12 protein-coding genes are annotated in these 14,161 nt (G+C 34.9%); 10 read left to right on the forward strand and 2 right to left on the reverse strand.

Annotated elements, in window-relative coordinates; genetic code table 11:
- Window positions 1-214: 214 nt before the first annotated feature.
- Entirely contained in the window at window positions 215-631 is a 417-nt protein-coding gene (gene ruvX, locus HJ01_RS09550) for a Holliday junction resolvase RuvX (RefSeq protein WP_007138180.1), read from the forward strand.
- A 122-nt stretch (window positions 632-753) separates the two neighbouring features.
- Window positions 754-2,244, forward strand: coding sequence for a malate:quinone oxidoreductase (locus HJ01_RS09555; RefSeq protein WP_007138181.1), 1,491 nt, complete (start codon window positions 754-756; stop codon window positions 2,242-2,244).
- 51 nt (window positions 2,245-2,295) lie between these two features.
- On the opposite strand, the gene HJ01_RS09560 is transcribed toward HJ01_RS09555, so the two are convergent.
- Window positions 2,296-4,506, reverse strand: coding sequence for an FUSC family protein (locus HJ01_RS09560; RefSeq protein ID WP_007138182.1), 2,211 nt, complete (start codon window positions 4,504-4,506; stop codon window positions 2,296-2,298).
- Between the two features lie 199 nt (window positions 4,507-4,705).
- On the opposite strand from HJ01_RS09560, the gene def reads away from it, so the two are divergent.
- The 4 genes from def to HJ01_RS09580 all read left to right on the forward strand — a co-directional run bounded on the left by def (window position 4,706) and on the right by HJ01_RS09580 (window position 8,229).
- Window positions 4,706-5,293, forward strand: coding sequence for a peptide deformylase (def, locus tag HJ01_RS09565; RefSeq protein WP_007138183.1), 588 nt, complete (start codon window positions 4,706-4,708; stop codon window positions 5,291-5,293).
- Between the two features lie 90 nt (window positions 5,294-5,383).
- Window positions 5,384-5,848 (forward strand): DUF5606 domain-containing protein, encoded by a 465-nt coding sequence (locus HJ01_RS09570; protein WP_007138185.1) that lies wholly within the window; start codon window positions 5,384-5,386, stop codon window positions 5,846-5,848.
- A gap of 102 nt (window positions 5,849-5,950) precedes the next feature.
- On the forward strand, window positions 5,951-6,724 hold the full coding sequence (gene mazG, locus HJ01_RS09575) for a nucleoside triphosphate pyrophosphohydrolase (RefSeq protein WP_007138186.1): 774 nt from the start codon (window positions 5,951-5,953) through the stop codon (window positions 6,722-6,724).
- Between the two features lie 56 nt (window positions 6,725-6,780).
- Complete coding sequence (locus tag HJ01_RS09580) at window positions 6,781-8,229, forward strand: APC family permease (protein ID WP_007138187.1); 1,449 nt, start codon at window positions 6,781-6,783, stop codon at window positions 8,227-8,229.
- 14 nt (window positions 8,230-8,243) lie between these two features.
- On the opposite strand, the gene HJ01_RS09585 is transcribed toward HJ01_RS09580, so the two are convergent.
- Window positions 8,244-8,924, reverse strand: coding sequence for a Crp/Fnr family transcriptional regulator (locus HJ01_RS09585; RefSeq protein WP_007138188.1), 681 nt, complete (start codon window positions 8,922-8,924; stop codon window positions 8,244-8,246).
- Window positions 8,925-9,032: 108 nt separating this feature from the next.
- Between HJ01_RS09585 and HJ01_RS09590 the strand changes: the two genes are divergently transcribed.
- The 4 genes from HJ01_RS09590 to HJ01_RS09605 all read left to right on the forward strand — a co-directional run bounded on the left by HJ01_RS09590 (window position 9,033) and on the right by HJ01_RS09605 (window position 14,149).
- Window positions 9,033-11,411 carry a heavy metal translocating P-type ATPase gene (locus HJ01_RS09590; RefSeq protein WP_007138189.1) on the forward strand — a complete coding sequence of 793 codons (2,379 nt, stop codon included), beginning with the start codon at window positions 9,033-9,035 and terminating at the stop codon, window positions 11,409-11,411.
- Window positions 11,412-11,506: 95 nt separating this feature from the next.
- Window positions 11,507-11,692 (forward strand): cbb3-type cytochrome oxidase assembly protein CcoS, encoded by a 186-nt coding sequence (ccoS, locus tag HJ01_RS09595; RefSeq protein ID WP_007138190.1) that lies wholly within the window; start codon window positions 11,507-11,509, stop codon window positions 11,690-11,692.
- A 2-nt stretch (window positions 11,693-11,694) separates the two neighbouring features.
- On the forward strand, window positions 11,695-13,878 hold the full coding sequence (ccoN, locus tag HJ01_RS09600) for a cytochrome-c oxidase, cbb3-type subunit I (RefSeq protein ID WP_007138191.1): 2,184 nt from the start codon (window positions 11,695-11,697) through the stop codon (window positions 13,876-13,878).
- 94 nt (window positions 13,879-13,972) lie between these two features.
- Window positions 13,973-14,149, forward strand: coding sequence for a cytochrome c oxidase subunit IV (locus HJ01_RS09605; RefSeq protein WP_040473833.1), 177 nt, complete (start codon window positions 13,973-13,975; stop codon window positions 14,147-14,149).
- The last annotated feature ends 12 nt before the right edge of the window (window positions 14,150-14,161 follow it).

Below are 14,161 nucleotides of genomic sequence, written 5' to 3' on the forward strand. Positions count from 1 at the left end.
GAAAAGGGAAGTGTTTTCGCAATACTAACATATTTGTTTTTTTTGTTCTAAAAATAACATCAGGATTTATTCGTCTTTATTCCTAGCGTTTTTTAGGTAATTTAAGTTTTTAAGTAGACTGAAAACATCATAGAAAACCATAATGCGTGAGTAATCTATAATTGCATCAGCTAAGTTAATTCTTTATGTATCTTTGCAAAATAAATAAAAAAACATGGCTCGAATTCTCTCTATAGATTACGGACAAAAACGGATAGGTATTGCCGTGACTGATGAAATGCAAATCATAGCTTCAGGCTTAACGACTATTCCTAGTGCAACTGCCATCCCTTTCCTAAAAGATTATTTTTCAAAAGAAAAAGTCGAGGCTGTAATTATTGGGGAACCTAAACAAATGAATGGCCAACCTTCAGAAAGTGCCTCTATCATAAAAGGGTTTGTTACTCATTTCTCCAATCATTTTCCAGATATGAAAGTCATTAGAATGGATGAGCGCTTTACGTCTAAGATGGCTTTCCAGTCTATGATAGATAGTGGACTAAATAAGAAGCAACGTCAAAATAAAGCTCTTATTGATGAAATTTCGGCAACAATAATGCTTCAGGATTATTTGAATCAAAAGAGATTTTAAGACATCATTTTTAATGATGTAGAGAGTGAAATCGTTTTCGTAAAATCTAACTTTTCCAGGGCTATTTATTGTTTTTTATTGCGATTTTATAAAGTATCTTTGCATTTTAAAATTTTATTGCTATGCCCGACACAACCATTCGTTCAAATACTGAAGTAGTACTAATAGGAGCTGGAATCATGAGCGCCACTTTAGGCTTGATCCTAAAAGAACTACAACCCGATTTAAAAATTGAAATTTTCGAAAGACTAGATATCGCAGCTGCTGAAAGTTCTGATGCATGGAATAATGCAGGAACTGGACACTCTGCCTTTTGTGAACTCAATTATACTCCTGAAAGTGCTGATGGCACGATTGACCCAAAAAAGGCAATTAGTATTGCCGAATCATTTGAAGTATCGCGTCAGTTTTGGGCTTATTTAGTCGAGCAGAACAAGGTTTTGTCTCCTGAAAACTTTATAAAAAGTATTCCTCATATGAGTTTTGTTTGGGGAGATAAAAATGTTGCATATCTTAAGAAGCGATTTGACGCGTTGAAACCGAATCAACTTTTTAAAGATATGGTTTATAGTACTGATTTCTCTCAATTGAAAGAATGGATGCCGTTAGTAATGGCAGGTAGAAATGAATCTGAAAAAGTGGCTGCTACCTCCATGGCTATAGGAACAGATGTAAACTTTGGAGAACTAACAAGAAGCATGTTTAATTACTTAACTCAGTTAGATGGTGTAACCATGCATTTCAATCATGAGGTTCAGAAATTAAGACAAAGAGAAGATAAATCTTGGAGAATAAAAATTACTGATGTGGCTTCAGGCCAAAAAAGAAAAGTTTATACCAAATTCGTATTTATAGGTGCAGGTGGAGGTTCATTGCCTTTACTTGAAAAAGCAGATGTTCCCGAAGGTAAAGGATTTGGGGGTTTCCCAGTTAGTGGACAATGGCTTAAATGCACGAATCCTGAAGTGATTGCTAAACACCAAGCTAAAGTATATGGCAAGGCAAGTGTTGGTGCGCCACCAATGTCAGTCCCACACATAGATTCAAGAATGATCAATGGTGAAAAAGCATTGTTGTTTGGACCTTTTGCAGGGTTTTCAACTCGATTCTTGAAGAACGGTTCTTATTCAGATTTGCCATTATCAATAAAAACAGACAATATATTCCCGATGATTTCTGCCGGGATTAAAAATATACCGCTTACAAAGTATTTGATTGATCAGGTACGCCAATCAACTGAAGACAGGATAAACGCGCTTAGAGAATACGTTCCGGAAGCAAGTTCTAAAGACTGGGTAATTGAAAGGGCAGGACAAAGGGTACAAGTAATTAAAAAAGACGAAAAAGAAGGTGGAATATTGGAATTTGGTACAGAAGTTATCACAACTGCTGACGGAACCATGGCTGTTTTGTTAGGAGCTTCTCCTGGTGCCTCAACTGCCGTTTCTATAATGGTTGATTTAGTAGGAAGATGTTTCAAAGAAGAAACTAAAACTGATGAATGGCAGAGAAAGTTCAAAGAAATGATTCCTTCTTATGGCCAAAAGCTAAATGAAAACGCTGCACTATCCGATGAAATAAGAAGACATACGACAGCAGTCTTAAAATTATAAATAGTATAGAATTCAGATAAAATCCCGGCATGAGTCCGGGATTTTTTTTGTTTAAGATTGCATCAAAATTTTAGTAGTTTTCACTATGTTTTCGGACAAGTTTGTCAGCCAAATCAATTGTTCTATCACCAATTGTGACTCTTGCATTTTCAACTGAAAAGCTTCTTCGTCCATACCATTCACTTGTTTTAAGTCTCTAGCGCGAATGTTTTTCAACTCGGTAAATCGCTTTCCAATTTCTTCGGCACTATTATCTTTTTGCTGGGTTTCGTCTTCTTTTAAAAGCAGCATTGCATTCTCTAAATTTTGAATCACATTGTTAATTACCACGTTAAATGCTTCAGATGCGTCGGTGGTTTTGTGTGACTGAATATAGGTTCCCAGTGAGGCAGCTGATGATAGGAGTGTATGATTTAGCACAGTTAATTTGTATACCTGCGGTAGTTTGTTTTGCTTCGATTTTGGTTCCTGGATCATCCTTTGAAAAGAGGCCATTAGATTACCAATTTCTACAAAAGCTTCTTTTCTGGCTAAACGATATGAGGTAGAAATATCTCCTTTTTTATTGTAAAGAAGTGTTATCTGTTGCAAGTACTTTCGATTTGCATCGATCGATTTTTCTAGATAAACAGGAATGTTCAAAAACTCCCAGGAAGGCCATAAGAAGTAATTAGCTAAAAACGATAAACTGGCACCAACAAGTGTGTCTAAGACTCGGTATTGTATTACATCTTCTATATTTGGCGTCAATATTCCATAAAGGAAAATGACATAAATAGTAATAAAAGTGGCCCCAATTTTATAATTGGAAGGCGTAAATGAAAACCCAAAAAGCATCGCTATAATAGCTAAGGCTCCAATAATAGAGGAATCGTGAATTAGAGAAAGAATTCCAAAAGCAATAAACCCACCTAAAATAGTTCCGAAAATCCTATGGTAGGTACGTTGTTTGGTAAGACCGTATCCTTGACGCATAATAACGACAATAGTCAGTACAATCCAATAGTCGTTTTGAAAAGGAAGGATTCTACTGATAATAAATCCTATTAAAATGGTAATCGTCAATCGAAGCGAATGCCTGAAGACAGTAGATGAAAAGCTAAAGTTCTGAATCATAGTACTTAAAGGATAGTATTGTGTTGATATGAACTTCTCTAAATCCTTATCCCTTCCTTTAAAGTCATGCGAAATTACAGATGAAGTAAATGCTCGTTCCAGAATTTTAATAGTATCGACTTGCTTTTCGGCATAGTTCAACATGGTTTTTAGCATAAAAACGCCTTCAGAAGCAAGAGTGGTATCCATATCTCTTTCGTAGTCTTCAATGGCAAATTCTAAATCCTTTAAATCGTTATTTAAATTGTGTTTTGAGACATATTTTGTTCTATCTTGAATACTTTCAGATAACTGTTTTAAATGGGTGGCAAGGTGATAGGCTAAATTTTGGTAGGTACCTAAAACCTTTGGATAGTTGTCGAATTTCTGATGTAGTTTATTATGATCGAAAGAGGTAGAAACCGCCAGTTCCATTATTTCCACTAAGGAGATGAAGGTCATTAGCATTTTTCTATTTTGATTTGAAGAACCGGAGACAGTTCGATTTCGTATCAGAACTTCCCTTATATTTTCGTGTATGGTATTCAATTGGACCTGTAAATGCAATTGTTTTTTCGTTATCGCTTTTCTGTCGGAGTTAACTTTCCATAAGTCTCCTCTTAATTTTAAGTACTTAGAAGTTAATTGGATACATTCCGCTATTTGTAGTTCAACATACCTGTGAGGTCTGACGTAATAAAAAATCAGTGAAATGAAAAGGTAGAACAAGCCTCCAGAAAGGATTAATCCTGAATATTGTACTATTTCCCATCCCGTTTGTAAATGGGCAAAAGCCAATGAAATGGAAAGAAGTGCCGAAAATGAAACCATAGTTGCCCTTTGACCATAAACAGAAATCATTGATAAGAAAAAAATCAATAGCGTCAGTATCGGATAGAAGATGAATGGGTACGGATGAATTAGGTTTATAATTAAATTGACACTGGAAACGATAAGAACCGCAACCAGTATTCCATTTATTTTGTGTTTTAAGTTACTGGGAATATCACTTGGGTAAGTGAAAAAGGCACCAAGGGCAATTGTGAAACCGATTCGGAAATGGCCTAAATAAGAAAACAACAAAACAGGAATGACTGCAGATATAGTTACCTTTAGTGCATTCGTAAAATAAGTACTGTCTGCAAATTGTTTAATCTTAGAAATCATAGGGAATGGATTACTTGCAAAGATAAGAATTGTACTATTTAACCCAATCAGAAACGGCAGTGAATTAAGTACTAAATATAAATATATGCTATTTATCAATCAGGAATTATTCATTCTCTAAATTTTTACTATTTTTGCCAACCGTATTTAAAGAATGAAGTTTCTAAATTTAGGGTTGATAATACTTAATACAAAAACAATGATTTTACCAATTGTAGGATATGGCCATCCCGTTTTGAGAAAGGTAGGGGAGAATATTACAGAAGAGCACCCAGACTTAAAGGAAACGATAACTAATATGTACGAAACGATGTATAATGCTTATGGAGTAGGTCTTGCCGCTCCGCAAGTAGGAAAGGCACTTCGTTTATTTGTGATCGATACCACTCCTTTTAGCGATGATGAGGATTTGGAAGCTAGTAAACAACAAGAATTAAAAGGCTTTAAAAGAACCTTTATCAACGCAAAAATGTTGAAAGAAGAAGGTGAAGAATGGTGTTTTAATGAAGGATGTTTGAGTATTCCTGATGTTCGTGAGGACGTTTACAGAAATCCAAAAATTACAATTGAGTATTGTGAAGAGGATTTTGTAATGAAAACAGAAGTTTTTGAAGGATTAATAGCTAGAGTTATTCAGCATGAATACGATCATATAGAAGGAATCTTGTTTACGGATAAGATCTCATCTTTAAAAAAACGCTTGATTCAGAAGAAGTTAAAAAATATAACTGAAGGCAAAACATTTCAAGATTATAGAATGAGATTTATTGCCAAAAAAGGAAGGTAAATTGATTTTAGAAGGCTTATCTTGGTATGGTTCTTGGACTTTGACAAAACACATAAAAAAAATAGAATTCTTAATTATAAGTAAAATAGCATGAATTTAGAAAAAATATTAGCGATTTCAGGGAAACCAGGTTTATATCTACTTAAAGTACAAACACGTAGTGGTTTTGTTGCTGAATCATTAGCAGATGGAAAAAAAATTACAGTAAACTTAAAAAGTAATGTGAGTTTGTTATCCGAGATTTCAGTTTATACTTACGAAGGTGAGCAACCATTGGCAGAAATAATGAAAAAAATTGCTGCAAAAGAAAGTAATGGTCCTGCAATTTCACATAAATCAGATAACGCTACATTGGCTGCTTATTTCAAAGAGATTTTAGCTGATTACGATGAAGAAAGAGTGTATCCTTCAGATATTAAGAAAATTTTAAACTGGTACAATATGATCCAGGCTAAAGGTCTTGTTGTTGATGAGGTAGTAGCTGAAGAAAATGTTGTAGCAGAAACTCCTTCTGATACAGAAGCGGAAGCAGTTGCTGAAACTCAAAAAAAATAAAAAAAGAGTGTAGAATAATTTATTCTCATTATTTATAAAGAAATCCTGTAATCTACTTTTTTAGATTTCAGGATTTCTTATTTTTACACAAAATCATTTTCAATGAATACAAGACAAACTCAACTTAAGGCCTTCGAAAGATTACTAGATATCATGGACGATCTTCGTGAAAAATGTCCATGGGATAAAAAGCAAACCATGCAAACACTTAGACATCTTACCATTGAAGAAACCTATGAATTAGGTGATGCCATCTTGGATAATGATTTGATCGAAGTTAAGAAAGAACTGGGCGATTTGATGTTGCATCTTGTCTTTTATGCTAAGATAGGAAGCGAGACAAATGATTTTGACATTGCTGATGTCTGCAACGAAATTTGTGATAAACTAATTCACCGTCATCCTCATATTTATAGCGATACGGTAGTAAAAGACGAGGAAGAAGTAAAACAGAATTGGGAAAAATTAAAGCTAAAAGAAGGTAGAAAATCCGTTCTGGAGGGTGTGCCTAAAAGTTTGCCAGCTTTAGTAAAAGCAAGCCGAATTCAGGATAAAGTAAAAGGTGTCGGTTTTGATTGGGAAGAATCAAACCAGGTTTGGGATAAAGTGCAAGAAGAGTTAGAGGAGTTGCAAGTTGAGGTCGCTGCTGGTGATCAAGATAAAATGGAAGGAGAGTTTGGAGATGTTTTATTTTCAATGATTAACTATGCTCGTTTCTTAAATATTAATCCAGAAGATGCTTTAGAGCGTACCAATAAAAAATTCATTAAGCGTTTTCAATACCTGGAAAGCAAAGCTGGAGAACTTGGTAAACCTTTAATGGACATGACTCTTGCAGAGATGGACATTTTCTGGGAAGAAGCGAAGAAATTATAACTACATTTTAGCTTGAACTTAAAATAAAACACAATACAAGTCAACAGCATAGAACTATGTCGGAAAATAAAACGGAGTTAAAACGCTCTTTAGGATTAATTGATGCTACGAGTTTAGTAGCGGGTTCCATGATAGGATCCGGAATTTTCATTGTTACGTCGGCCATGGCAAGGGACATAGGTTCAGCAGCTTGGTTGCTAGTTATTTGGATGGTAACAGGTTTGATTACAGTTGCCGCAGCTTTGAGTTATGGTGAATTAGCAGGAATGATGCCCAATGCCGGTGGACAATTTGTGTACATTCAGCGTGCGTATGGTAGATTAGTTTCCTTTCTCTATGGTTGGACCGTTTTTACAGTGATTCAAACAGGGGTTATCGCTGCAATTGCAGTAACATTTGCCAGTTATGCGGCCATTTTTTTTCCAATCTTAGACGATACGCTTTTTCAAATAGGAGCAGGTTTTGTATTTACAAATAGCAAACTATTGGCTATTTTAAGTATTATTCTGCTTACATATATCAATACACAAGGAGTTAAAAGTGGAAAAATAGTGCAGCTCATATTGACTTCGGCTAAATTGATTGCTTTATTTGCTTTGATTATTCTAGGGATCTACGTAGGATTAAAAACAGATATTTTGGCAAATAACTTTGCTAATATGTGGGATGCGAGTAAAACGGTACTTAATCCTGATGGAACCGTAACTGTTACAAAATTGGCCGGAACGGCACTGTTAGGAGCTGCCGCAGCGACAATGATTAACTCCTTATTTTCAAGTGATGCCTGGAACAATGTTACTTTTATCGCAGGAGAAATTAAAGAGCCAAAAAAGAATATTCCTAGAAGTTTATTCTTAGGAACATTGATTGTAACGATTATTTATGTTTTGGCTAACGTAGCGTATTTAGCGTTACTACCAATGCAAGGAACTCCAGGAGCGACATCTATTTTTGATGGCGGAATTATGTTTGCAAATAATGATAGAGTTGGAGCTGCAGCTGCAGGTATGATTATGGGTAATGTTAGTGTTTTTGTAATGGCAGCGTTAATTATGGTATCTACTTTTGGTGCTAATAGCGGACTGATTCTTTCAGGAGGTAGATTGTTTTACGCTATGGCAAAAGACGGTTTGTTTTTTAAACAAGCAACAGAATTAAATAAAAATCAAGTTCCGGCCAAAGCGCTGTGGGTACAATGTATTTGGGCTTGTGTTTTAGCACTTTCAGGTAAATTTGGAGACTTATTAACGTATGCTACTTTTGCTTCTTTGTTATTTTATATCTTAACTATCATTGGTGTATTTATATTAAGAAAAAAAGAACCTAATACAGAAAGACCTTATAAGGCTTTTGGGTATCCATTTGTACCTGCAATTTATGTTGTAATTACCACTGGTATATGTCTTACATTGCTAGTATATGACACGGTAAATACAGGTTTAGGTCTTGGTATTGTATTATTAGGAATTCCCGTTTATTATATGCTAATGGATAGGAAACAATAGGTATAAAAGAGTAACTATTCAGCGATCCTTTTTAATTTATTGATGTCTTTAAGAGTGATTTTCTTGCCGACCAATTCAATTATTCCTAATTTTTTAAAATCAGACAACAAGCGAATGCAGCTTTCAGTGGCAGTCCCAATCATGCTGGCTAATTCATCCCTTGACAACTGAATCTTTAATGAATTATCCCCGTTTACACCAAAAGTATCATGCAAATGAAGCAGTGTTTCTGCTAATCTTTCTTTGACCGATTTTTGGGCCATATCAACCATATGACCATCAGCTTCTTTTAAGTCTCCGCAAATGGTTTTCATTACATTCATAGAAAACTGGTTGTTCTTGTCAAAGAAACCCATTACCTCGGTTTTAGGAATAAAGCATACTTCCATGTCTTCAAGAGCAACGGCACTTAAGTTTACAGGTTCTTCACTTATTAGCGAACGTTGACCTAATAACTCTCCTTTTGTAACAAGTTTTATTATTTGATCTTTACCGTTTGGACTTAATTTTGTGAGTTTGCATACTCCTTTTTTAATGCAGAATATTCCATTTACATTTTCGCCTTCTCCAAAAATCACTTCCCCTTTTTTAATGGTGTGTGATGTTTTGCAATCAGCAAGTTTTAGTAACTCATCTTTGCTGAGTGCTTTTAGAGAACTAAATTCTCTAACTATACATTGTTCGCATTTACTCATCTTGAAAAAGGTTTGTTAGTTCGGTAAAATTACGGTTTTATATGACATATATCATATTTTAATTAACATTCGTTGAGCATCTTTGTATTAGGTAAAATGAGCAAAGTTATGGATACACAAAATTGTTTCCATTGTGGTTTAGATATAATTAAAGTAGAAGAAATTGTTTTTGACGAAAAAAAATTTTGTTGCAACGGTTGTAAGACCGTGTACGAAATTTTTAGTCTGAATGATTTGGGCTGCTATTATGATTTTGAAAAATCCCCTGGAGCGACTCCGCTAGACATAAGCGGTAAATATGATTTTTTAGACAATGAAAGTATTATTTCAAAATTATTGGAGTTTCAAGAGGATAGAACCGCTATTGTTTCACTTAGTATTCCTCATATTCATTGTAGTTCGTGTATTTGGATTCTGGAAAATTTACAACGTCTTCAAAAAGGAATAAGCGCTTCTCAGGTAAATTTCCCAGATAAAACAGTTAGGATTACATACAATCCAGAATTAGTTTCGATCAAAACGATAGTTTATCTGTTAAGTTCTATTGGATATGAACCCTATATTAGTCTGGACAATTATGAAACGGGGACGAAGAATATTGATCGAAGCTTAACTTACAAATTAGGCGTTGCTTTCTTTTGTTTTGGAAATATTATGTTGCTTTCCTTTCCTGAATATTTTGAAGTTAATGAGTATTGGCTAGACACTTACAAGCCTTTCTTTAGGTGGTTGATTTTTGTGATCTCGTTGCCTGCCTTCTTTTATTCGGCCAATGGCTATTATATTTCCGCATACAAGAGTATCAAGTCAGGAATGTTGAATATTGATATCCCAATCGCATTGGGGATTATTGTAATGTTTGTTAGGAGTACCATAGATATAGCTTTTAATTATGGGTCTGGCTTCTTTGATAGTTTAACGGGTTTGATTTTCTTTATGTTATTGGGTAAGATGTTTCAAATCAAGACTTATAGTTTTTTAAGTTTCGAAAGGGATTTTAAGTCCTATTTTCCTATAGCCATTACCCGAGTTAATAGTGATACTACAGAAGAGAGTGTTCCGGTTTATGATATTCAAAAAGGGGATCGGTTGCTTATCAGGAATCAAGAGTTGATACCCGTTGATGGTATTTTAATTAGTGGAAGTGCGTCAATTGACTACAGTTTTGTGACAGGAGAAGCAATTCCGATCACCAAAAAATCGGGAGATAAAATATTTGCCGGAGGAAAACAAATAGGTAAAGTTATCGATATGGAGGTGCTGCATTCAGTGTCACAAAGTTACTTAACTCAGTTATGGAGTAATGATGTTTTTCAGAAAGATGTGGAACAAAAACACAAAAATATCACTGATATGATCAGCCGTTATTTTACTCCAATTCTTTTGTTGATTGCTTTTAGCTCATTTATGTATTGGATTTTTATTGATACAATCACTGCTTTTAATGTTTTTACATCCATATTGATTGTAGCCTGTCCTTGCGCCTTGGCGTTGACCGCTCCTTTCACTATGGGTAATGTATTACGGATTTTGGGAAAACAGAAATTTTACCTAAAGAATGCTTTAGTCATTGAACAATTAGCAAAAGTAGATACGATAGTTTTTGACAAAACAGGAACTATCACGACCAACAAGAAATCAAGTATTTCTTATGAAGGTATTTCGTTTTCTGAAGAGAACTTAATTCAGGTCAAAAATTTGCTTCGAGCTTCTAATCATCCATTGAGCAGAATGCTGTATGATTTCTTACCAGAAGGAAAGAGAATGAAAACAAATGATTTTGAAGAAATCACTGGTAAAGGAATTCAAGGTATGATTGATGGAAAGCATATTAAAATAGGTTCTGCTCTTTTTGTCGAAAAATCAGAAGAAAACGACATCATGCAAACATCGGTTCATATTATGATTGATGGGGTTTATTTCGGGAAATATGTTTTCAATAATCAATACAGAGAGGGCTTAGACAGTCTTTTTAAGATTTTGAAACAAAATTACCAGATCAAAGTATTATCTGGTGATAACGATGGCGAAAAAACGACTTTAAGGAATATTTTGCCACAGGGAACTGAATTGGTATTTAATCAAAAGCCAGAACAGAAACTCGAATTCATCAAGAAACTACAAGAAGAGGGTAAAAATGTTATGATGGTTGGCGATGGTTTAAATGATGCGGGTGCATTGGCGCAAAGCAACATCGGTATATCAATTTCAGAAAACGTCAATGTTTTCTCACCTGCTTGTGATGCCATTCTTGAAGCGAACGAATTTCAAAAATTGCACTATTTTTTAAAGCTTTCGAAAAAAGCAATGAAAACTATCAAGATGAGTTTTGCAATATCATTGTTTTATAACGTAGTAGGATTGTCATTTGCAATCACGGGAAATTTAATGCCTTTGGTTGCCGCTATAATTATGCCGTTAAGCACCATTACGATTGTGAGTTTTGTAACGATAATGAGTAATTATTATGCAAAAAGGCTAAGGTAACTTTATAATAAATTTAACAAAAAATAAAGAAGTATGATAAATGTCATATTTTTAGGAGGACAAGCAAGTTAACTTTGTATACACAAATTATAGGTATGAGTGTCATTTATTTATTAATCTCCATCAGTATTTTCGTAGCTGTTGCTTTTTTTATTGCTTTTATAGTAGCGGTAAGAAGTGGTCAATATGACGATGACTATACTCCATCCGTCAGGATGCTTTTTGATGACGAGATCAAGCCCCAAAAAGAAATACAAACAACAGAAGAAAAACAAAATTAATTATGGAAATGCAGCAGTTTTACTATGACAACAAAATTGTTAAAAAGTTCATTTACGCGACCATTGTTTTTGGAGTGGTCGGAATGGCAGTCGGACTTTTATTGGCGACATTATTTTTATTCCCAAATCTTACGGACGGAATTTCGTGGTTAAGTTTTGGTCGATTAAGACCTTTACATACTAATGCAGTTATTTTTGCCTTTGTAGGAAATGCAATGTTTGCGGGAGTCTATTATTCTTTGCAGCGATTGTTGAAAGCGCGAATGTTTAATGATTTTTTGAGTAACCTGAATTTTTGGGGTTGGCAATTAATTATTGTGGCCGCGGCCATTTCCTTACCGTTAGGATATACTTCTTCAAAAGAATATGCTGAGTTGGAATGGCCTATAGATATTGCCATTGCATTGATTTGGGTTGTTTTTGGTATCAACATGATTGGTACAATATTAAAAAGAAGAGAGCGTCATTTATATGTTGCGATTTGGTTTTATTTGGCCACTTTTGTAACGGTAGCCGTTTTACATATTTTTAATAGTTTGGCATTGCCTGTGTCTGCAATGAAAAGTTACTCCGTTTATGCAGGTGTACAAGATGCTCTAGTGCAATGGTGGTACGGGCATAATGCGGTAGCTTTTTTCTTGACGACTCCGTTTTTAGGATTGATGTATTATTTTGTACCAAAAGCGGCAAACCGTCCGGTATACTCTTACCGTTTGTCAATCGTTCACTTTTGGTCATTGATATTTTTATATATATGGGCAGGTCCCCATCACTTATTATATTCTGCATTGCCTAACTGGGCTCAGAATTTAGGTGTTGCGTTTTCAATCATGTTATTGGCTCCGTCTTGGGGAGGTATGATTAATGGATTGTTGACTTTACGTGGTGCTTGGGATAAAGTGCGTGTTGATCCTGTTTTGAAATTTTTCGTTGTAGCAATTACCGGATATGGTATGGCTACGTTTGAAGGACCTATGTTGTCTCTTAAAAACGTAAATGCAATTGCGCATTTCACGGATTGGATTATTGCACATGTTCACGTTGGGGCTTTGGCTTGGAATGGTTTTATGGCTTTCGGTATGATTTACTGGTTGGTTCCAAGAATGTCAAAAGGACCTTTGTTTTCATCTAAATTGGCCAACTTTCACTTTTGGATTGGGACACTAGGTATCATACTTTATACATTACCGATGTACGTAGCCGGTTTTTTACAAGCCTCAATGTGGAAACAATTTAATCCTGATGGAACTTTAACTTACGGAAATTTCCTTGAAACTGTGACGCAAATTATGCCAATGTATTGGATGCGTGCTGCAGGAGGAACCTTATATATTATCGGAATGTTTGTTTTAGTATATAACATCACTAAAACAATCAGAGCAAATGCATCAATTGAAGATGAATTAGCCGAAGCACCTGAATTACAAAAAATCAGCAGTGGTAGAACTAAAGGAGAGAAGTTTCACCCTTGGTTAGAGAGAAAACCAATTCAGTTGACAATTCTTGCAACAGTAGCAATCTTAATTGGTGGAATTATTCAAATCGTTCCGACGATAATGGTAAAATCTAATATTCCAACTATCGCCAGTGTAAAACCATACTCACCTTTGGAATTAGAAGGTCGTGATTTATACATCCGTGAAGGTTGTGTGGGTTGTCACTCACAAATGGTACGTCCTTTTAGAAGTGAAGTAGAACGTTACGGGCCACAATCAAAAGCGGGAGAATTTGTTTATGATCATCCATTCCTTTGGGGTTCTAAACGTACAGGACCAGATTTATTAAGAGTAGGAGGTAAGTACAATGATAACTGGCACTTCAACCATATGTGGAGTCCTCAAAGTACCTCTTCAGGTTCTATAATGCCAGGATACAAATGGTTGTTTGACAATAGCGCTTTAGATATTTCAGATATTGAAGCGAAAATGAAAGTGATGCAAACGCTAGGAGTTCCTTACACTGATGCTGAAGTTGCAAATGCTAAAAATGCAATTAAGGAGCAATCTCAAAAAATTGAAGATAATCTTCATGCTGATCCTGACTTTGTTAAAAGTTATGAGAACAGTAAGAAAAAGGCAGTGGCTAAAGGAGAAAAATTTGTGCCAATGCATGAGAGAGAAATTGTAGCATTAATAGCTTACATACAAAGGTTAGGAACTGATATTAAAGTAAAAGATAATAAGTAGTAAAGTAACAGAGTCACAAAGCCTCAAAGTAGCGGAAGCATAAAATAAAAACTTTGCTACTTTGAAACTTTGCCACTTTTAAACTCAATTTAAAATGTTTGAACAAATAAAACACAACATGGAAACGATCGCGGGAGTTGCGATTTATCCGATACTATCGTTATTGATTTTCTTTTTCTTCTTTGTGGGCCTTGGAATATGGGTTGCGTTCTATAAAAAAGAGAAGATCAATGAATTGAGTCAAATTCCATTTAACGATAATAATATATAATTTCAAAATATT

Origin of the sequence: Flavobacterium frigoris PS1, from assembly GCF_000252125.1 — a bacterium.
GTDB classification, from domain to species: Bacteria; Bacteroidota; Bacteroidia; order Flavobacteriales; family Flavobacteriaceae; genus Flavobacterium; species Flavobacterium frigoris_A.

Bases quoted from the DNA above. Each gene is read 5' to 3' on its own strand.
- HJ01_RS09585 (WP_007138188.1), bottom strand. From the start codon at position 8,924: ATGAGTAAATGCGAACAATGTATAGTTAGAGAATTTAGTTCTCTAAAA.
- ccoN (WP_007138191.1), top strand. From the start codon at position 11,695: ATGGAAATGCAGCAGTTTTACTATGACAACAAAATTGTTAAAAAGTTC.
- HJ01_RS09605 (WP_040473833.1), top strand. From the start codon at position 13,973: ATGTTTGAACAAATAAAACACAACATGGAAACGATCGCGGGAGTTGCG.
- HJ01_RS09570 (WP_007138185.1), top strand. From the start codon at position 5,384: ATGAATTTAGAAAAAATATTAGCGATTTCAGGGAAACCAGGTTTATAT.
- mazG (WP_007138186.1), top strand. From the start codon at position 5,951: ATGAATACAAGACAAACTCAACTTAAGGCCTTCGAAAGATTACTAGAT.
- HJ01_RS09580 (WP_007138187.1), top strand. From the start codon at position 6,781: ATGTCGGAAAATAAAACGGAGTTAAAACGCTCTTTAGGATTAATTGAT.
- ruvX (WP_007138180.1), top strand. From the start codon at position 215: ATGGCTCGAATTCTCTCTATAGATTACGGACAAAAACGGATAGGTATT.
- HJ01_RS09555 (WP_007138181.1), top strand. From the start codon at position 754: ATGCCCGACACAACCATTCGTTCAAATACTGAAGTAGTACTAATAGGA.
- HJ01_RS09560 (WP_007138182.1), bottom strand. From the start codon at position 4,506: ATGATTTCTAAGATTAAACAATTTGCAGACAGTACTTATTTTACGAAT.
- HJ01_RS09590 (WP_007138189.1), top strand. From the start codon at position 9,033: ATGGATACACAAAATTGTTTCCATTGTGGTTTAGATATAATTAAAGTA.
- ccoS (WP_007138190.1), top strand. From the start codon at position 11,507: ATGAGTGTCATTTATTTATTAATCTCCATCAGTATTTTCGTAGCTGTT.
- def (WP_007138183.1), top strand. From the start codon at position 4,706: ATGATTTTACCAATTGTAGGATATGGCCATCCCGTTTTGAGAAAGGTA.